Origin of the sequence: Microcoleus sp. Pol11C3 (genome assembly GCF_036701485.1) — a bacterium.
Classification (GTDB): domain Bacteria; phylum Cyanobacteriota; class Cyanobacteriia; order Cyanobacteriales; family Microcoleaceae; genus Microcoleus.
Genome location: NZ_JAUBQW010000010.1, coordinates 51,302 through 71,667 on the forward strand (window position 1 = coordinate 51,302; position 20,366 = coordinate 71,667).

At 45.3% G+C, this 20,366-nt stretch carries 13 protein-coding genes; 3 read left to right on the forward strand and 10 right to left on the reverse strand.

Annotation, left to right across the window (positions count from 1 at the left end; translation table 11 throughout):
* Nucleotides 1-73 precede the first annotated feature (73 nt).
* Together QUA40_RS04740 and QUA40_RS04745 are read right to left on the reverse strand one after the other, a co-directional pair.
* Nucleotides 74-1,114, reverse strand: a complete 1,041-nt coding sequence (locus tag QUA40_RS04740; protein ID WP_333122195.1) for an ABC transporter permease — start codon at nucleotides 1,112-1,114, stop codon at nucleotides 74-76.
* A gap of 251 nt (nucleotides 1,115-1,365) precedes the next feature.
* On the reverse strand, nucleotides 1,366-1,878 hold the full coding sequence (locus tag QUA40_RS04745) for an adenine phosphoribosyltransferase (protein WP_333122197.1): 513 nt from the start codon (nucleotides 1,876-1,878) through the stop codon (nucleotides 1,366-1,368).
* Between the two features lie 237 nt (nucleotides 1,879-2,115).
* On the opposite strand from QUA40_RS04745, the gene QUA40_RS04750 reads away from it, so the two are divergent.
* A complete protein-coding gene (locus tag QUA40_RS04750; RefSeq protein WP_333122199.1) occupies nucleotides 2,116-3,282 on the forward strand; it encodes a pyridoxal phosphate-dependent aminotransferase in 1,167 nt (388 codons plus the stop codon).
* 94 nt (nucleotides 3,283-3,376) lie between these two features.
* Here QUA40_RS04750 and QUA40_RS04755 read toward each other — a convergent pair whose 3' ends face one another.
* Nucleotides 3,377-4,150 carry an RNA polymerase sigma factor SigF gene (locus QUA40_RS04755; RefSeq protein ID WP_333122201.1) on the reverse strand — a complete coding sequence of 258 codons (774 nt, stop codon included), beginning with the start codon at nucleotides 4,148-4,150 and terminating at the stop codon, nucleotides 3,377-3,379.
* A gap of 463 nt (nucleotides 4,151-4,613) precedes the next feature.
* Nucleotides 4,614-5,456 carry a photosystem II manganese-stabilizing polypeptide gene (locus QUA40_RS04760; RefSeq protein WP_333122203.1) on the reverse strand — a complete coding sequence of 281 codons (843 nt, stop codon included), beginning with the start codon at nucleotides 5,454-5,456 and terminating at the stop codon, nucleotides 4,614-4,616.
* Nucleotides 5,457-5,857: 401 nt separating this feature from the next.
* On the opposite strand from QUA40_RS04760, the gene QUA40_RS04765 reads away from it, so the two are divergent.
* Nucleotides 5,858-6,220, forward strand: a complete 363-nt coding sequence (locus tag QUA40_RS04765; protein WP_333122205.1) for a hypothetical protein — start codon at nucleotides 5,858-5,860, stop codon at nucleotides 6,218-6,220.
* A gap of 67 nt (nucleotides 6,221-6,287) precedes the next feature.
* Here the strand turns inward: QUA40_RS04765 and QUA40_RS04770 are convergent, their stop codons facing one another.
* The 3 genes from QUA40_RS04770 to QUA40_RS04780 all read right to left on the reverse strand — a co-directional run bounded on the left by QUA40_RS04770 (nucleotide 6,288) and on the right by QUA40_RS04780 (nucleotide 14,999).
* Complete coding sequence (locus tag QUA40_RS04770; RefSeq protein ID WP_333122207.1) at nucleotides 6,288-7,952, reverse strand: calcium-binding protein; 1,665 nt, start codon at nucleotides 7,950-7,952, stop codon at nucleotides 6,288-6,290.
* Between the two features lie 452 nt (nucleotides 7,953-8,404).
* Nucleotides 8,405-13,840 carry an AAA family ATPase gene (locus tag QUA40_RS04775; RefSeq protein WP_333122209.1) on the reverse strand — a complete coding sequence of 1,812 codons (5,436 nt, stop codon included), beginning with the start codon at nucleotides 13,838-13,840 and terminating at the stop codon, nucleotides 8,405-8,407.
* Nucleotides 13,841-14,012: 172 nt separating this feature from the next.
* The gene (locus QUA40_RS04780) at nucleotides 14,013-14,999 is read right to left on the reverse strand and encodes an AEC family transporter (RefSeq protein ID WP_333122211.1); all 987 of its coding nucleotides are present in this window, start codon (nucleotides 14,997-14,999) and stop codon (nucleotides 14,013-14,015) included.
* A gap of 248 nt (nucleotides 15,000-15,247) precedes the next feature.
* Between QUA40_RS04780 and QUA40_RS04785 the strand changes: the two genes are divergently transcribed.
* Complete coding sequence (locus QUA40_RS04785; protein ID WP_333122213.1) at nucleotides 15,248-17,779, forward strand: vWA domain-containing protein; 2,532 nt, start codon at nucleotides 15,248-15,250, stop codon at nucleotides 17,777-17,779.
* A gap of 294 nt (nucleotides 17,780-18,073) precedes the next feature.
* Here QUA40_RS04785 and QUA40_RS04790 read toward each other — a convergent pair whose 3' ends face one another.
* The 3 genes from QUA40_RS04790 to QUA40_RS04800 all read right to left on the reverse strand — a co-directional run bounded on the left by QUA40_RS04790 (nucleotide 18,074) and on the right by QUA40_RS04800 (nucleotide 20,225).
* A complete protein-coding gene (locus QUA40_RS04790; protein WP_333122214.1) occupies nucleotides 18,074-18,652 on the reverse strand; it encodes a GNAT family N-acetyltransferase in 579 nt (192 codons plus the stop codon).
* Nucleotides 18,653-18,767: 115 nt separating this feature from the next.
* Nucleotides 18,768-19,190, reverse strand: coding sequence for a hypothetical protein (locus tag QUA40_RS04795; protein ID WP_333122216.1), 423 nt, complete (start codon nucleotides 19,188-19,190; stop codon nucleotides 18,768-18,770).
* Nucleotides 19,191-19,400: 210 nt separating this feature from the next.
* A complete protein-coding gene (locus QUA40_RS04800) occupies nucleotides 19,401-20,225 on the reverse strand; it encodes an AraC family transcriptional regulator (RefSeq protein WP_333122218.1) in 825 nt (274 codons plus the stop codon).
* Nucleotides 20,226-20,366 lie beyond the last annotated feature (141 nt).

Here is a 20,366-nt window from a genome sequence, read left to right on the forward strand (position 1 = left end):
ATAATCGGAATAGTGTTGACTGTTGACTATTACAAATTGCCCTTGCGTACCTTCTGTTACTGAGTTAATTCTTCTATTTCAAATCTTCCAGCTTAATCCGAGGATCGACAGCTTTCAGCAGCAAATCTGCCAACAAATTCCCCACAATCAACATGGTCGCACCCATCATCAAACTTGCCATTACTAAATACAAATCTTGATTGTTCACCGCCTCCAAAGTCAGCTTTCCCAAACCCGGCCAATTAAAGAAAAATTCCGCAATAAACGCACCGCTCAACAAACTAGCAAACTCAAAACCCAATAGCGTAATCAACGGATTAACAGCATTCCGCAAAGCATGAATGTAAATTACTCGATCGTCCGGCAAACCTTTAGCCCGTGCTGTTCGGATGTAATCTTGACGCAGTACGTCCAACAATTGTCCGCGCATCAATCTTTGCAAACCCGCAAAACCAGTAAGGCTGAGGGCGACTGTTGGCAAAATTAAGTGCCAGCCGTAATCGAGGATTTGGCCCCACCAAGGTAAGTCTGCGTGGTCGATACTTGTCATTCCTCCGACGGGAAACAGAGGCGAAGTATTCTGAGCAAAAAATAGCAGCAGCAAGGCTGTGATAAAGCTGGGAAATCCTTGTCCGGTGTAGCTGACTACTTGCAAAACTCGATCGACTGTGCGGTTTTGATTGACGGCGGCCACAATTCCCAAGGGAATGGCGATCGCCCATGTCACAATCAAAGATGCGATCGCCATCAACAGCGTCGCCGGTACCCGTTCCCACAGCAGCGAAGCTACCGATCGCTGATACACAAAACTCGTGCCAAAATTCCCCCGCGTCACAATTTGTTGCAGCCACAGCCAATACTGCACAATCGCTGGTTTATCTAAGCCGAACTGCTGTTCGAGTTGCTTGAGAGTCTCCGGCGAAATCTTCGGATTTTGGCTCAAAGTATCCAAGTAATTTCCCGGTGCTAGCTCAATAATTGCAAAACAAAGAGCCGATGCCAAAAATAGCGTTAAAAGTGCCTGCAACAGTCGCTTAAAAACATAAGTAAATGTCTCGCCACCAAACAGAGAACTCAACCCTCGCCAATTTCGATTCAATTTAATAGAATTCATTAGTTATTAGTTATTTGTTATTAGTCATCAGTCATCAGTCATCAGTCATTAGTTATTAGTCGGCACTGTCATTTATAGGGCTTACGCATGGGGGACGAGAAACCGGGTTTTTTACGACGAAAAGACACGTTCGGGCCTGTAGATTTCGTAAAAAACCCGGTTTCTAAGCCTCGGATTGCACACATCCTATATTAGTTATTATGTGCAAAAATTAGGCTAATAACTAATGACTAATGACTAATGACTAATAACTAATATTCAACTAGCGTGACGATGGGCACATCCGGCAATTTCTGCCTGCCGCCCAAAGCCTGCAATTCGATGATAAAAGCAAAACCGACAAGCTCGCAACCAGCTTGCTCCAACAATTTAGCCGTCGCCGCCGCTGTTCCGCCAGTCGCGATTAAATCGTCCACAATCAGCACGCGACTGCCGGCTGTCATCGCATCTCGGTGCATCTCCAGTCGATCGACACCGTATTCCAACTCGTACTCAGCAAAATGAACCGCACCGGGCAGTTTCCCCGGTTTGCGGACAGGAATAAAGCCTATTCCCATTTTATAAGCCAAAGGTGCGCCAAATATAAAGCCCCGCGATTCCATGCCCACCACATAGTCAACGGACATTGCAGAGCATTTTTCGGCTAAGCTGTCAATGGTGTAGCTCAGCCCTTGCGGGTCGCGCAGCAAAGTTGTAATGTCTCGAAACATAATTCCCGGTTTGGGGAAATCAGGAATGTCGCGAATCAGAGATTTGATATCCATAAGCTTGCCGATCGGCGTTGATGGTAACGAGGCATCAAAAATGCTACAATAATAACGTGAAAATTTTAAAATTTTAAAATAAAAATTAAAACTAAGAACTTTTTTAAGTTTTATTCTTTAATTGCTTAATCCTTTACGTAGTATGTAAACAAATGTCATAATTCCCTAACAACAGGGTTGAATATCAACATTTATCACCCTATGATCGAAAGTCAAAAATCTAATATCTAAAATCCAATGATTAAGTTGGCAGCACGAGTGGGTGAGGTTTCTCCTTCTATAACCTTGGCGATCGCCGCTAAGGCTAAAGCCATGAGGGCCGAAGGGATTGATGTCTGTAGTTTGAGTACGGGAGAACCTGACTTTGATACCCCCGAACACGTTAAAGCAGCGGCAAAACAAGCTTTAGACGCGGGGAAGACTAAGTACGGCCCTGTGGCTGGGGAACCGCAGTTAAAAGCTGCGATCGCCCGTAAACTCCGCGATGACAATAATCTCAACTATCAACCAGAAAATATCATTGTCACCAACGGCGGCAAACATTCCCTCTACAATCTGATGATGGCTCTGATCGAGCCTGGAGATGAAGTAATTATTCCGGCTCCCTACTGGCTGAGCTACCCAGAAATGGTGAAACTCGCTAGCGGCAAGCCAGTAATTGTACGGACTGACGCTTCTACAGGCTATAAAATTACACCGGAACAACTGAGTGGAGCGATTACTCCCAAAACCAAGTTATTTGTACTGAATTCGCCTTCTAACCCGACGGGAATGGTGTACACTCGGGCGGAAATCAAAGCCTTGGCCGAGGTGATAGTCGATCGAGATATTTTAGTCGTTGCTGACGAGATTTACGAAAAAATTATATATGACGACGCCCAACACGTCAGCATCGGTTCCCTGGGCAAAGAAATTTTCGCTCGCACTCTGATCAGCAGCGGTTTTGCTAAAGCTTACTCGATGACAGGCTGGCGAATCGGTTATTTGGCCGGGCCGATCGAATTAATCAAAGCCACCAGCACCATTCAAGGTCACAGTACCTCAAACGTGTGTACTTTTGCACAGTACGGCGCGATCGCAGCTTTGGAAAGCAGCCAAGAATCTGTCGAAACAATGCGTCTAGCTTTTGCCGAAAGGCGTCAGGTAATATTTGAATTACTCGATGCTGTCCCTGGAATTAGCTGCATCAAACCAGACGGTGCTTTCTATATGTTTGTCAACATCAGCAAGACTGGAATGAATTCTTTGCAATTTTGCGACGCTTTCTTAGAACAGCAGCAAGTAGCAGTTATTCCGGGGATTGCTTTTGGTGCCGACGACCACATTCGCTTGTCTTACGCCACCGATTTAGGCACAATTAAAAAAGCCGTAGAAAGGCTCGATAAATTTGTCCGCAGCATCTAAAAATTAGTTAGTAGTCAGTGGTTATTTGTTATTTGTTATCGGTAGCAGCTTACTGCTGACTGCTGACTGCTGACTGCTGACTGCTGACTAATAACTAAAGCTGTTTAGTCATAATCTCTTTGAGCAAATCCAGCCCCTTCTTAACTCGCCGAGAAACAGTCACCGCACTGATACCCAAGCGTTCAGCCGTTTCTTTCTGCGTCAAATCGTAGAGAAAAACAAACTCCAATATCTCGCGAGTCCGTTGTTCCAACATAGCCAAAGCTTGCTGTACGCGAATTTGATCCTCTTGCGCTAACTGAAAACTCCGATACTTAGTATCGGGCACCAATTCTCCCAGACAAGTAGCCCCCTCATCTTCATCTTGCACCGGCGCGTCCAAGCTCAGAGGCGATCTGTTGAGATGGGCCAACTTAATTTCTTGCCATTCTTCTAAAGAAACCTCAAGAACTGCTGCTACTTCAGCATCCGTAGGTTTGCGGTTTAACTGCACCTGCAAATCCTTGATCGCTCCTACTGATTTGCGTTCCAGGGACTGCCAGTGGCGGGGAAATCGCACAGAAGGGCTTTTGTCCCGCAAGTAGTGTTGAATTTCGCCTCGAATGTATGGAATTGCAAAGGAACTAAAAGCGTGTCCCTTCGACACATCAAACCGCTCGATCGCCCTGATCAACCCAATACATCCGACTTGCAGCAAATCGTCGTAGCTTTCGCCGCACTGGTTGATCCAGTGGTAAACTTCTTTTCTGACGAGTCCAATATTCAGTTTAACTAACTGATTGCGGATTTCATTCGATCGAGAAAGTTGGTACTCGCGCAACAATTGCAAATTTTCGCTTTTTAGCTCGTTCGGCAGTGTGGTAGACATGGTGACATAAGGGTTGGTAGAGCAGAGGACTGAGGTTGCTTTAGATCTAGCTTCTAATCTAGTCTAAAACAATTCACTTTTAGCTAGTGTAATCCTAGCACTTAATAGGTGTGATAGCGGACACACCAGTTTAACTTTCGGAACCTGAACGGATTTAGCGGGATTATCCGAAGGTTTTCGGCATAAGGCAGACTTTTACCAAGTAGAAGGCCTTCGGCACAATCCCCAATTTAACCAGGTTTTTTAAAAAAAAATATTATAAGCTGAAAGCGCTTTGAATACTATACTTTAATTAATAAAAAATTCCTACTTCATAACTTGTCAATGATCACAATTAAATCATAAATTTAGTCATTAGTCAACAGTCCTAAGTTATGTTGCTCAAGACTGTTGGCTAATGAAGAGCGAGCAGTACCTTTAGGGTGAAAAACTACTCAAGTTCGATCAATCCAGAAAGCCAATTTTACGATACAGAAGGCTCAATGCGAGCGTAAAACAAACCCCGAATTTTCACGTCCAGAGCCGGTCTAGCTCCCAAATCTGTATCAGAAGGCTGCGTGCTCTCAAAAATCCCGCCTACTTCGCCAGTGGCGCTGTTGACTTTAGCAACTTGGAGAGAAATTTTGCCCGCCTTAGTGCGGGTGTCAGCCAGCTTTACATTAGAGCGATTCAGTTTGGAATTGTCAGTAGCTGGAAGCGCTACAGCATTGTCGTAGCCAGTCGATACGCCGCGACCTTTAGGGTCTAAAAAGCCTGCGCTGCGGTAAGAAGGAACGTTAAACTCCCCTCTCAAATCGGTGGAAGTATTGATAGCAACCACTCCGGGATCGGAACTGGCAACTAATTCTTTAATGGTAAACAAGAAAGGTACTTGCTCTCCGCCCGGTAATTGAATCGTAATAGCTTGAAAATCCAAGCCGTCTTCTTCTGTGAAAGTCAGAGTTCCGTCAGTACCGACCTTAAGCGTACCTTGAACTTGGTCAATGCTCGACGTGAACCGTGTCAGCAATTTACCAGGCACAAATTCCGCTTCTTGACGTTTGTTTGCTGGTTCTTCCTTCACAAAATAAGTTGTAGGCTGCAAACACAAACCCGCCAGTTTATATGTGCCGCCCCCTTCGAGGGGGATCGATCCCCGAGAAGTTTCTGCCAAGCTAGGGCAGTTATTAGCCAATCCAGTACCTCTAATCTCGTCGTAGGTGAGCAACTCGGTAGTCGCCACCGTCGTGTCAGAAGCAGAAGAACAAGCAACCAGCGCACTCATGCAAAATGCTAAAAGTGCAACAATTAAAGCACGATATTTCATTGCAAACCTCAATATCCAACATCGGATTATATTAAGAAAAAGCCCTACTTCGAGCAAAATATAATTGCCCGCCGGCAGGCTAGGCCAGCGCTTAGGGCAGCATTTAGATCCTGATCGCTCGCTTCACCGACATTGGCATTGACTCAAAAAATCAAGCTAGTGCGCCGTGAAAATAAGCATGAACTTATGATTTCTCAATCATGTTCGGATCGCAGCCCAATACACATGGTACGACGGGTTGTGCTCTTTTCCTGACTTGGGCTGCAAATTAATATTGCTTAAGTCAACCTACTTAAGTTACTTTGCTTATGACCCCGAATGGCGATCGCGACTAGCTCGATTAGTCGGCTGACCAAAAGGCTGGGGACAAACGCCTTGTAGATTTCAAAGGAAGCAGCGGTATGGACAACGGCAAAGATTTAGAGTCAGAAAAGTTGCAGTCTCAAATGCGATCGCTGACAGAGGCGATTCGGACTTTAGCCGAAAGTTGTCAGGGAGACAGTCTGCTGCTTTTGGCCCTGCTGCGGACGCTGGAAGCTTCGCACCGGGAAATTCGGGACGGTTTGTTTCAAGCGTCTTTTCCCGACAACCGCCAAGCACTTTACAAACTACTCAAGAATATTGAAGCCAATGGTGGCTGGCCTTACATCCACCGCATGAAACTTCGATCGCTCTTGGGGTACACCCAACAATTATCTCCTCTAGAAGATTCTCCAGCCGAGTCGCCACAAGACTCGGCCGAAACTCCCCAAGACGTTAAATAGTTTTGAGTGATGAGTTTAGTGAGTTTTACATTAACTCATCACTCATCACTGAGCTGCGCGATCGCGCCTAGAACCCAAAAGGTGTAGGAGGTACCGGTATGGGGTTCGGCACCGCCGTCGGGAATAGCGGCGTCTGGCCGGGCATCGGCAAGAGTCCGGGAGTCGGCGTCGGGGCGATCGACTTAATTGATAGCAGAGGCGAATCAGGCACGCTAACTGTCGGCGGAATCGGAATCCTCGAAGCAGTCGGAGTCGGAGTCGGTGCTGGTGTGGGAGTCGTTGCTGGTGTGGGAGTCGTTGCTGGTGTGGGAGTCGGTGCTGGTGTGGGAGTCGGTGCTGGTGTGGGAGTCGGTGTGGGAGTCGGTGTGGGAGTCGGAGTCGTTGCTGGTGTGGGAGTCGGAGTCGGTGCTGGTGTGGGAGTCGGAGTCGGTGCTGGTGTGGGAGTCGGAGTCGGTGCTGGTGTGGGAGTTGGAGTCGGTGTGGGAGTCGGAGTCGGAGTTGGAGTCGGAGTTGGAGTCGGAGTTGGAGCCGAAGTTAGATCTGTAGTTGTGGTTGTAACTGTGGTTGTAACTGTAGTCGTAGTTGGTCTGGGGGTAGCCGTCCCAGTCACAGTGATAAAATCAGTGGGATCGATCAGCCCCGCCGGAGTGTCGGTCAAAATTGCTAAAAGCTTGCCGTCGAGCGTAATTACTGTATCCCTGACATTTGCACCGTTACCTTGGCTAACTTGCAGTTGAGCGAAAGATAAATTGCTCGGCAGTCCAAAGAAATCCTCTGCGTCATTGTAATCAGTAATTAAAGCCAAACTGCCAGGCCCGGCTCCCAATCCAAAAACATCGCTGCCGCTGCCGCCAGTCAGAGTATCCGAACCCTCACCTCCGATCAGAGAATCATTACCTTCTGCCCCAAATAAATTGTCATTGCCGAAACCTCCCAAAATGGTATCGTCGCCGATACCTCCTGCCAAGGAGTCATCGCCAAAACCGCCGTCGATACCATCATTACCTTTGCCACCAAACAGGAAGTCATTACCTTCATCTCCTAGTACCGAGTCGTCGCCTTCATCGCCGCGAAGGGTATCGGAACCGCTGCCGCCAAAAGCTGTATCGTTATCCTTGCCGCCGAATATCTGGTCATTACCAGCGTCTCCGAAGAGCGAATCGTTGTCGGCATTGCCGTACACAGTGTCGTCGCCCTCGCCGGCGGTAAAGTAATCGTTGCCGCCACCGCCCAACATTTGATCCCTACCACTGCCGCCGTTGAGAGAATCGTTCCCCAAATCCCCGTAGAGAAAGTCGTCATCAGCATTCCCAAACACGGAATCGTCGCCGTCACCCCCTGTGAGGGTGTCGTTGCCAGTACCGCCGGCAATGATATCATTGCCCCCGTTGCCGCTAACTAAGTCGTCCCCGGCGTCTCCCAACACGCTGTCTATCCCGTCGTTGCCTTCGAGAATGTCGTTGCCTAAACCGCCACGAATCGAGTCGTCGCCGTTCCCGCCGGAAGCAAAATCGCGGCCTTGGTTGCCAATGAGTTCGTCATTTCCTTCACCCCCAAACAGCGAATCGGCTCCGTCACCTCCAAGAAGCTGGTCGTTGCCGCCGTCGCCCTCTAGGGTGTCATCTCCTCCGCCACCCAGGGGCGTGTCATCGCCATCTAAGCCGCGAATTCGATCGCTCAGCGGAGTTCCTAGAATAAAGTCGTTGCTGTCTGTGCCGATCAGGTTTGCCATAGGGGATACACCGCTCCTCAATAAAATAAATTGTTTGAAATTATGTTAATCGCCTTCGTGACAAGGGATTGCTGCTTGCCTAGGTTAGCATAATTGAGATTTTGGCAATCTGGCGAACGGGCGCTGAAAGTTTTGCCAGTGTCTGCAGTTGCGATCGGGGCTGGTATAATGCCCGATCGGCAATCTAATTTAGTTATTCGGGATTTTTTCAAATAGAAATTAGTCGATCGGACTCAAGGAACTCAAACTCGACAAACGAAATGAGCAAGAATGAAAAATGAATAACCTTTTTCGTTCTTGCTCCTCCTCAAACTTTTACTTCAGATACCACTTTTAAAAAAGAATGCAACTGTATGCCCGTCTTCCCAATCATTAGGTCATCTGTCCTTCCCAATTCTTCACTCTAAAATCTAAAATCTAAAATCTAAAAAGATGAAGAATGTCTTCGACTTTTATTGGGTAATAGGTAACACTATCTCAAATTCAGTTCCCTCTCCCTGATGGGAATTCACCTCAATTGTTCCGCCGTGGGTTTCGACTACAATCTGGCGGGCGATAGCCAATCCTAACCCTGTTCCTTTTCCTACTGCCTTCGTGGTGAATAAATGGTCAAAAATCCGCTGTTTCACGGCTTCTGTCATACCTGCACCGTTATCGGCAATCTGAATTTTGATGTGCCGATCGCCCGACTGACTGGTACGAACTGTGATACAGTAGGGGTTTGCTTTAATCGCCTCCAAACTGCGTCCTTGGTTTGATTCTTCTAGGGCATCGATCGCATTTGCGAGCAAATTCATCAATACTTGGTTCAGTTGACCGGGAAAACATTCGATTTTGGGGAGATTCCCGTAGTGTGTAACGACTTCAATCGCGAGACGGTGTTCGTTAGCTTTCAGCCGGTGTTTCAAAATTAAGATCGTACTTTCAATCCCTTCATGAATATTAAAGGGAACTTTGTAGTCTTTATCGGCTCTGGAGAAGGTGCGGAGGCTGGTGCTAATGCCACGAATGCGATCGCACCCCACTTTCATCGACGACAGCATCTTGGGCAAATCTTCTAAGGCATACTCCAAATCAATATCCTCAGCATCTTGTGCGATTTCATCGCCAGGATTTGGCAGTTTTTCTTGATATAATTTCAAGTGGTTAATCACATCATTGATGGTGGTCGTTGCTTCATCAATATTGCCGTTAATAAAGCCGACGGGATTGTTGATTTCGTGGGCGACGCCCGCGACTAGATTGCCCAAGGCGGACATTTTTTCGCTTTGCACAATTTGTAAGTGCGCTTGTTGTAAATCTTCTAAATCTTGTTGAGCTTGTTGATACAGTAGGGCATTCTCTAACGAGATGGCTGCTTGAGCAGAAAGAAGTTTGATAATTTGTAAGCGATCGCTAGTAAATACTCCGCTGGTTAGTTGATTTTCCAAATAGATAATCCCTAGCAAATTTCCTCGATCGACGATCGGCGTGCAACATAAACTTTGAGGTTGATGAGCTAACAGATAGTGTCCAATTAAGCCAGGGATATCTGTTTTGAGGCGCTCGATAATAACTGTTTGTTGGGTATTCTTGACATATTGAATAATTTTCCGAGGCACATCTTGACAAGTCTCTAGGGGTTGGGCATCAAGAACAGTTTGGATATCTTCTGAGTTCGCTTGATTATTTACAGAAGTAATTGCTCTGACTTGCAAAGTCCCGTTTTCAATGAGAATTAGAGCCGATTTTTGGGCTCCAGAGTTTTCTAAGAGAATGCGTGTGAGACTAGCCATCAATTCGTCGAGTTCAATGCTACTAGAAATGGCTTGAGCCGCTTTGAGGACAGAGGCGAAATCTAGTGCATTGGAAATACTGCTACTGGTAGAACTAGAAGTACACGCAGAGGAGGAATTTATAGAAAAGGTAGGATTACCAATGCTTTCTAGGGGATTGATGGTGAGCCGTCGCTGTTGCAGGATGGGTTGCAACAATTGGGGATAGCGTTTTTCTAAGTCATCGGTTTTGGCTTTTGCACCCCAGCGAGCATAACCATAGTAGGCTTCCTGCATATATCCAGCAGCGACTTTTTCTTTGCCCCATTCCAAGTAGAATTTGGCGGCAAGTTCGTTGGCTAATGCTTCTTCTTGGATATAACCGTTTTCCTTGGCTCCTTCAATTGCTAGGTCATAAAATTCTAGAGCTTCTGTTTTGTGATCGAGGATCTGATACTTTTGGGCTTCAACTAAATGATATTTGTGCAAGTGATTCATGGGAGCATGATGCGCCCATTCTTTTAACTTTGCTTGATTTTCTTGCACTCGCTGCCATTGAGCCTCCGACTCAGCAGTCGATTCAGGAGCAGTGGCAAGCACTGTCAGAGAATCATAGAAATATAAGGTAGGTTCAATTATACTTCCCATACCTGCAACCAAATACTGTCGGGTTTTAACTGCATCTTTTTCAGCTTTGGCAATATCTTGAAGCAAGAAACTCAATGTGAATCGATACAGGTAAAAGTGACATAATCGGTAAAAATCGTTGGAGATTTTTGCCTCAGAAACAATTTTTTCTTCATAGGAATCTTGGCGTAAGGGAATCTGGTTCTCTGACTGACCCAGCAGAATGAGAGTAGCTTGCCAGTAAACCAAAAAACAGTTTGCTGTCGTGACTTGGTTCAGGTCACGCAACTGTTGGTAATAGGCGCGAATTTGGGGTTCGAGTTCAGTTAGCGGTTGACCGCACCAATAGGAATTCAAGCAGAAGAATTGTGCGTCGTAGCCAACAAATTCCAGATTGCCGGTTTCCAATGCTGCTTGATATCCTTCCTGGAGAATTGGCAGCGTTTTTTGTAGATGATCGATCCAGTGGCGAACAAAGCCTCCAATTAACAGCGCTGTTGCCGGTCGAATATTTTTGGCATCTGGCTCTGAGGCGAGTTGGTATCCTAATTGCCCAAACTGCGGAACCTCTGTCATCTCTCCCCACAGGGTTCTGAGTTGGAAGGCGTAACTAGCGTAGCAAAAAGCGGAAAAAAGACTGTTGCCATATTGAATTGACAACTTGACCTGTAGTGCAACGATTAGGAAATAAAGCATTGAGCCTGTCAGGAAACAAACAGGTGTAATACCAGAAGCAATTTGCATTATAGCCAACTGCTGGGCATCGGTCATTTTCGGCAGATGAATCAACTTCTCTATCGAGCCATCGCTGTCCCCTACTGCTTCACTACCGCTAATCAAGGTGTCGATTTCCTGTCTTAACAGCCGAATATCTTCTAGTGTTGGGTTATCTGGTAGGCTGACTCCTAACAGTTGTAAGATAGATTTACCCGTGGCGATCGCGTCTAACAATTGATTGCGAGAAACCAACGCCTGAATTTTTACTTGATAAACTTGTACCTGCTCTAGGGGAGTTTTTGCATGATGAATCACTGTTTCAATCCACTGGTTCATCTGCTCAAATTTACCTAGTAACGAAGCAACTTCGGCAGCTAATTCGTGCAGCGCTAACGTCATTTCATATTGTCGCTGCCAAGATTCTATTCCTAGTAATGTCAGTCCGACGGTGGCATATTCGCGGGCGGCTTGATAAGCAGTAGCGCCTCTCGCTTTGCGGCAAGCAGTTAAGTTGAGTTTTGCTAAATCGTCTCTTTCTATTTGTTCGACAACCAGAGCAGTTCCATAATTTAGCTGATTGACTAATTCAAAAATGCGCTCTTCTCTCGCTTCTGGTGAAATTTGTTGCAGGAGTAATTGCCCGATTTGATAATGAGCGATCGCGCGATCGCTTTCTGGAATCAAGGAATAAGCGGCTTGTTGAACGCGATCGTGCAAGAATCGATAGAAAACTGTTGGAGAAGTCGTTCGATCGATATTTTCTTCTTCCCCCACATAAAACTTATAAACCTCACTCTGAGGTAAAACCAAACCTTCCTGTAAAGATTTCCACAATGCCGTTGCAGTTTCCGTCTCCGAATTTTCCGAAACAATTGCCAATGTTGCCAGATCGAATTGGTTGCCAATACAAGCCGCTAACTTCAAAACTGACTGGGTTTCAATGGGCAATTTTTGTAACTGCTGCGCCATGAACTCAACGACATCATCGGTAAGCGCGGCTTCTCTAACTTTGCTAATATCGCACTGCCAATGTCCCGCCTTGAGATCAAAATTAATGAATTTATCCTGATGTAATGTTTTGAGAAACTGCGTCGCAAAAAATGGGTTTCCTTTAGTTTTTTGCTCCACCAATTCTGTCAGCCTTTGCGCCAAATTAGGAGGACAACTCAGAGTATCCGCCACCAATTGATTCAAACTAATTGAATCGAGCGGTGCGAGTGTCATAGTGTTAACGATTGCACCTGCTTTACCGACTTTATCTAGGGTCAACATCAAGGGATGGGTGGCGGAAACTTCGTTGTCCCGATAGGCTCCAATGAGTAGCAGGTGACTGGACTGCGATTCACCTACGAGCAACTCGATTAACTTCAGTGATGCCGAATCTACCCACTGCAAATCATCTAGAAACATCACTAAAGGATGCTCTTTGGTGGTGAAGACAGAGATAAATTTATGGAATAGCAAATTAAACAGATTTTGAGCCGCAACACCCGACAGTTCGGTGGCGGGTGGTTGTTGACCAATAATTTTTTCTAGTTCGGGAATTACTTCAATAATGACTTGGGCATTATCGCCAAGTGTTTGCAATATTTGAGTTTGCCATTTCCCCAATTGTTCGTCACTTTCGCTGAGCAATTGTCCCATTAAATCTCGAAATGATTGCACAAAAGCTGAGAAGGGAATATTGCGGTTAAATTGGTCGAACTTGCCTTTGATGAAATAGCCGCGCTGGCGGACGATTGGTTTGTGAACTTCGTTGACTACAACTGTTTTCCCAATCCCTGAAAGACCAGCTACTAGCATCATTTCAGTTGTGCCGCTACTGACGCGCTCAAAGGCTTCGAGTAGGGTTTCTACTTCGGTTTCGCGACCGTAGAGTTTCTCTGGTATACTAAACCGATCGCACACATCCCTCTGAGCTATTTCAAAACCTTCTATCTTACCACTTTGTTGTAATTGACTCAAACAAAATTCTAAATCAAATTTTAGTCCTAACCCGCTCTGATAGCGGTCTTCGGCATTTTTGGCCATCAATTTGCTGACAATCTCTGAGAGTACCGACGGGATTTGCGGATTAATTTCATGCAGTGATGGTGCTTGCTTGGCAATATGAGAGTGTACTAATTCCATCGCATCGTTGGATTGAAACGGCAATTGTCCCGCCAGCAATTCGTAAAAAGTCACGCCCAAAGAGTAAAAATCAGTTCGATAGTCAATGCCGCGATTCATCCTTCCCGTTTGTTCGGGAGACAAGTAGCCGAGTGTCCCTTCCAGCACGTTAGGATTGATCAGCGTTTGAGTTTCCCTGGGTAGCAAAGATGCAATACTAAAGTCAATCAGTTTAACTTGTTTGGTTTGGGGATTAATTAAAATATTGGCGGGTTTAATGTCTTTGTGAATGATCCGGTGGCGGGAGAGTATGTCTAATGTATTGCTGATGTCGATCGCCATTTGCAAAAAATCCCTCAAATTCGGTAGAGTTTCCCCTTGTTCCCTCCATTCCTTCAGAGAAATTCCACCGAAGTCTTCCATTATCAGCGCATAGCTGTTTTGGTGGGCTTCTAAGCTGTAGGTTTCGATGATTCCGGGTAAATTGAGGTTTTTGGCGATCGTGTACTGATTGCGAAATTGCACCAGTTCGCTAAAGTTGGGATATTGACTCCGCAAGACTTTGATGGCAACGGGCTGTTTGTCGCATTGGCGAGTTCCGCGATAAACTAGGGTGCGAGTTCCTGAGTAAATGCGATCGAGCGTTTGATAACCTGTCAATGTAAAATTTAGAGTAGTCATACTTTTATTATTATTCACCTCCTCTCCGGGCTATTTGTAGCTTAACAGAAGGCAATAGAGTTTCCAACTCCAGTAATTGTTAAGTATAATTAATCTGACATAAATCACCCAATATTTGTGATTTTAATCACGGAGATATGGTACTTTTTAAACTGAGCAAGTCCTATTTTGATTAAAAATTAAAGAGTCGGAGCCAGATTGGAATAGTGAATAATAAACTAACGCAGCCGAGGCCGATCGCAGTTACGGCTAATTCGCGATCGAGATTGAAAGCTTCGGCCAACAACGTAGTACCAAAAGCAGGAGGCATCGCCATTTGCAGCACTAGCACAAGTCGCGGCGCGCCCGCGATACCCAAAAACGTTAATCCCGTGCCAATTACCAAGGGAACTAACAGCATTTTAATCGCCAGACAAGCCAAAACTGGTTTGAGGTTGTGCAAGGAATTCAACTTGCTCAACTGCATCCCGATCGTAATTAAAGCTAAAGTAATTACAGTCCAAGCACCTGTTGTTAACAATTCTGCGATTTGTGCCGACAGCGGCAAGCTGCGCGAGACAAACCCCAGACCAAAAGCCCAGAGTCCCGGATTGAGAAAAATTGCCCGCAGGGTACTTAACCAACTCGGACGGCGATCGCTTTTACCGCAGTGAGAAGCAATAGCAACTCCCAGTATATTGATTCCCATGGTAGTGCCTAGCAAGTCGTAAAACAACGCCCAGGCAAAGTGTTCCGAGCCTAATAGGGACAAGGTGACGGGAATGCCTAAAAAACCCGTATTACCCACCATCGTTGCCAATAAGAAGCTGCCTTGAGTGGGCAAACTCCAAGCGCTGGTGTGTTCCGGGCTATTTTGAGCGATCGGATTAAGAGTCTTGAAACGTTCCTCCCCGACACCGAAATTTATCAAAATCCCAGCGAGTCCTCCACCTGCTAGAATTGCCGCCCAAGCTATCAGTGGCGCCATCCAAATAGCGCCCGACAAATTGGCGCTGCGGATAAAAGCAACAATGCTCAATGGCGTGCCAAAGAAGAAAAGAAACTTGGCTAAATATGTAGAATAGCTTCTTGGTAGCAGGCGGCCGAGAAAAAATCCGATTGCTACCCATCCGATTAAATTTGAATAGAGTTTGAGCAGCGGATTTGCTAAATTAAGCATTATTGATTAAATATTTTAGGACTGGCGCGGGTGGTCAGAAACCGGGTTTTTACGAAAATATTTCGTTGTTACCCGCAGATTAGGTAAAAAACCCGGTTTCTGTGGCCTTGATGCACACTACTTTTGGCAACCATTGCTAAGTATTAATGCTTATTTAGCCTAGCAGATAATTTTCCAGACTGGCCTTGACACCCACAAAAGCGCGTGCCATGATTGAGTTGAAGAAAAAATCAACATAGGTTAAAACTATGGCACGGCAAGCAAAACAATCATCTCAAGTCAAAAGTTCCAGCAGCCAAGCAGCCTCCAATACTCGCACCAAATTTACCCTCTACAATTTTGCCGGAAACGCAAAGGCTTTCTATCTAGTCGATCGCATTAATCTCGAAAGAAAGCCCGGTGATATCCCTGAAAAATCCGTCGCCCACAGCATCATCATCATCGACCGTTCCGGCTCAATGTATTATGACTTAAAACCGCTGAAAGAAACCCTAATCAAGCTTTTGACCCTAGACGAATACAACAATTACCAGCTAATTGTCAGCCTGATTTCCTATGCTGGCAATGGGGACGTAATTTGTCATTTCCAGCGAATTCCCATTCAAGAAGTGCTGAAGTTGGACTCTCAATACATCAAAGAAATTCAAAAAATCCACACGGCTGGCTGTACCTGCATATCGCAGTCGATGCAACTCGCTAAATCTCTGGTTAAAGCGGGAGAAATGACAGCGATCAATTTGCACACAGACGGCTATGCAAATGACCCCAGTGCCAATTCGGAAGCTGCAAAACTCGGGGAAATTTGCGAAGAACTCAAAGATATGGATGTGTTTTTCAACACGATATCCTATGGCTGTGCTGACTTCAAACTTCTCTCCAAAATCGCCAACACATTATCGGGAAATTGCATCCGCGCTGGCGAAGTCAAAATGGTTTATGATGCTCTTTACGACAGCACAAAACTGTTAGGCAGTTCCGTTGCACCTGCGCTGGAAGAACCGTTAATTAAGGAGTATGATTATCAAGTTTTTGTTTCCAAAAGCGGTAAGAAAATCAACGGTTCATCGAGCACGCTGAAAATCTGCGGGCTGAAAGCAGACGATCTCGGACTGTTTTACAAATATCAGAAAATCGCCAAAGATGAGTATGACAAACTAGATGTTCCCGTTGCTCAAACTGATGAGTCGGTGTTTGCTTTTGCGAAAGCTAACCTCGCTGACGGCAATTTAAATACGGCTAAGTATGCGCTGGCGAGTACCTTCGACGCTACTTTGGCGGAAAAACACGCTAAAGCTTTGACAAATGCCCAAATAGCGGAGTTTACGGAAGATTTGGAAGAGACTGTTTTTTGGTCTGAGGTGTTGAAAAATCATGAAATTGGCGATCGGGTAAAAGTCAGCGAGAAAATTTCCCTGCTGGAGTTGATCGAGATATTGGAGGAAAACAGCAACAGCATCATCATCAACTTGAAACACTTGCAAGAAAATTATCAGCGAAAAGGTTTGAAGCGAATTGAGGGAAAGCGAGACGAAAACGGCAACCTTGTCAAGCCTTGGCTGAAAACTGAATTCTTAGATGGTGGCGAATACGTGCAAATGGGTTCATTTGCGATCAATCAAAATACCGCTACCATCAATATGCTGATTACCCGAAAAGCTAAGCTGGTAAAAGTTGAGGATGGAACTTTAATCGCAGAAGTGGCGGGAATTCTAGTTACAGACCTCAATACTTTCAACAATTATACCATTGTCAGCGACGGCGAAGTTAATATCAAGTCGCTGCGAACCAAAATCAGCAGCAAACCAGTGTTTGATTTGCTCAACAAATGCGGTGTCCTTGAAAAAGACGGTTCGCCCGTGCAAGAATTTGACTTTCGTTCAGAGTACGATATAAAGTTAGATACTTTGCCCCTCGTGCCTTTTGACGGGCGTTACGGCAGCCTTGACGGAGTGTTTGAGGAACTCGCAGAAATCAAAATTCTCTCTAGCATTCTCTCGGCTCCTTTGAAGGAGGAATCCGAGGCTTACACAGCGGAACAATTGGAAGAGTTGAAACAGCATTATCTGTCAAAAAACCTTTACATCAACTTTCCGACGACGACGGAATACACGGAATTGAAAAGTGCGATCGCCAACGGTTCAGTAGATTCGCGAGTCAGCTACAAAATCGACATCGGCAGCAAAAACATCCTCAACTTCGGTAAATTGCACTCTGCTAACAAATTTCTCGATCGCCTTTATGAAGTTTACCACAAAAACACGGGCGAAAAGCTAGCCAAACCGACATTTGACATCACCTTAGATGAGCCTGTTGTCTTCGCACACAAAACGCTGTCATCCCGAACAAAAATCACCAAAGTTGACGACTTGATGAAACTGATTTTCGATGAGTTTTTGGGTTTGCAGGATAACGGAATTGTTAGCGCTACTTTAGCCAAAGTGGGTGCAGATAGTTTGCTGCGCCTTTTGCAAGCGAAATGGCAGGGAGAAGATGTCAAGCGAGACGAATTTGTCGCTGCTTTAGCTAATGCGAATGAGCGACTGGAAGCTTATGCTGAAAAAGTGTACAGGGAAAAAGTTTCACCGCTGGTTTTCTATATCGGTTCTACCGGACTTATCCCGGATGAAATGGAGGCAAAAGCGGCGACTGCTGAGGAAATTAATTCTAAATACGGCAACTTGCAATTTTCTAAGGATGAGCAAGAGGGGATATTTTTTGAAGTGGGAGACTGCATTATTAGCGTGTATGCTAAGAATGAGTATTTCACGGTAGGGAAGTAGGAATTATAGCCTTTCGAGCGTAACATGAGGTGCTCTCGCTGGCATAGGGCATAGGGCATAGGGCATATGGCATAGGACTCGCCCCCATACCTCACGACGCTTGAGAACCGCTATAGGGTGGGCATTATTTGCCCACCTTGCTCAAATATCGGTGATTGAAATTAACCGCAAAGGCGCAGCGGTGGCGACTAGGAAATAGGTAGATGGGACAAGTGTTAGGTTGCCAAGACGAAAGGAGCGATCGCAAATCTTCTAGGATGGGAGTAGAACAAGAGTTTGAGTGTGTGCAATTGCTTAGCTTTTAGCTTTATGCCAAGTCATCACTAGATAGTTACGATCGTGTTCAACCCCATAACCAGTAGATAAAAACTCGTGTTTATTATAGAAAGCAACCGCTATTTTATTCTCCTCATAGACTGCTAAACTAATTGGAGATTTACAGTTTTGTTTAACCTGCGTCATCAATTTAGTCCCGCAGCCTTTGCGTTTATAATCTTTCAAAATATATAAAGAATCTATTTTTGTCTCAAGTTCATACTCACGAGCAAAGGCAAATCCAATTACTACATCACCATCCACTATAACCCATGCTTTAATAGACCATTTCTTATTATCTTCACCTTTGCCATTCAATAAATTCTTTTCTAGAGCATCTAGTACTTCCTGTAAAGCATCATCAGGCAGCAAGCCTAGTAATTTTTCTTCTGTTTTAAATATTTCTAAAACTTGATTAAGATGAATTGATTTATTATACTTTCTGATTTGGTAGTCCTGCAAAAGCAATGATGCAATTCGATATAACCCTTTATGCATAAGGATTAAAAAGGCGAAAAACCTTACTTCTGCACCACTACCTCTGATTTGTCCAACCATAGTTGATTTGTTCCCAAAATACAGTGAGCGCAATAAATGCCTAGCGTCACGCTTGTCTGTGTCAAGCCTAGACACAAACAAGATAAGACACATCTAGTATTGCAGGTAGCTACAGCTATATGGAGATGTGCAAGGCGGCTGCCCAAGCAATACCGATTGTATGCTCATCTATTCCGGTAAACTTCAAGCAATCCCAAAGTTCATTATAAAGCACAATACAGTCATCCCAAGATTCTAAATACTCTGAAATTGTTTTGTTAAAATTTTGGCTGTTCATTACCTCGTTAGGAATAGAAATGTTTAGACCCTTTTTAATTACTTTTACGATATCTTCCCTTCTCAATTTATTATCTGAAGATGTAATATATAAAACCCTCTCCGAAAAGATTCTGTAAATTTCCACTGCACTTGTGTTTTGACCAAGAAGAAGCGACAAGCTAGCCTCTTTAGTAAACTCTATTCCCTGTTTTCGATAAATTTCAACTACAATATCTTGTTGCCCTTTAAGGATTAAGTCCCGAATATCTTTTTTTTGCATAAAAAGTTTAACTATATAAATTAACACGAGGTATTATCTCACTTTTACTGTATTACTACATTAACCTGCAACAACTTGTAACACCTCAGCATTAGATCGCCCTACCACTCAACATCCTTAAGCCAATCTTCCAGCTATTTAATAAAAGCGCGTGGTGTAGCGTTACAATCTTTTAGCGATTTCTGGCCTGATGAGGGCATCTTGAGGAGATTATGTTGAACCAGCAATCTCCCTACCAGCTTCTCGCAGCCGCTCCACATCGCGCATCGGTGGTATACCAAAGAGCCGCTTGTACTCTCGGTTGAAGTGCGAGGAATCGTCATAACCCACACGGTAAGCTGCACTGGTAGCGTCAAGGTTTTGCCCCAGCATCAGACGGCGAGCTTCCTGCAGTCGCAGTTGCTTCTGGAACTGCAAGGGACTCATGGCAGTGACAGACTTGAAGTGATGGTGGAAGCTCGATACACTCATTCCAAGCTCTCGTGCGATGCTTTCAATCCGAAGCGGCTGGTTAAAGTCTTTACGAAGTCGATCGACTGCTCTAGCAATTTGGTGGGTGGAGCCACCCATAACTGCAATATGACGCAGCCTACCACCTTGCTCTCCCATCAGGAGTCGGTAAATGATTTCCCGCTTAATTAGTGGTGCCAGAACATGAGCTTCAGCAGGGGAATCTAGAAGCCTGACGAGCCGCACCACAGCGTCCAAAAGATTTGCATCCAACGGACTTACGTTAATCGCTTTGACATTGGCATCCCTTTGTGGTGAGGGATCGCCCGCCTCAACCATGACTGAACCAACAAGAGTGGGGTCGAGATCGAGGCGAAGGCTAAGGTACGGTAGCGCCTTAGACGCTTCCAGAATTTGGCTGGCGATCGGTAGTTCGACCGTCCCCAGCAGATAGTGCATCGGATCGTAGTGATAGCGATCGGTGCCCAGAAGAACTTCTTTGCTGCCCTGAGCGATCGCACAAAAGGCAGGGATAGAGACACTATGAACGCATTCCGAAGGTGAGGAGGAGCGGTTGAAGTGCAATCCTTGGAGCGGCTCAATCGTCCCATCATGACGGATCGCCTGTGCAATCCGCTCGGTCAGTTCGTCTCTGTGGGCTTGCGCTCTATCTGCCTCACGCTTTGCCTGCGGGTTGTTCATTAAATCCATATCGGACTTTTCACT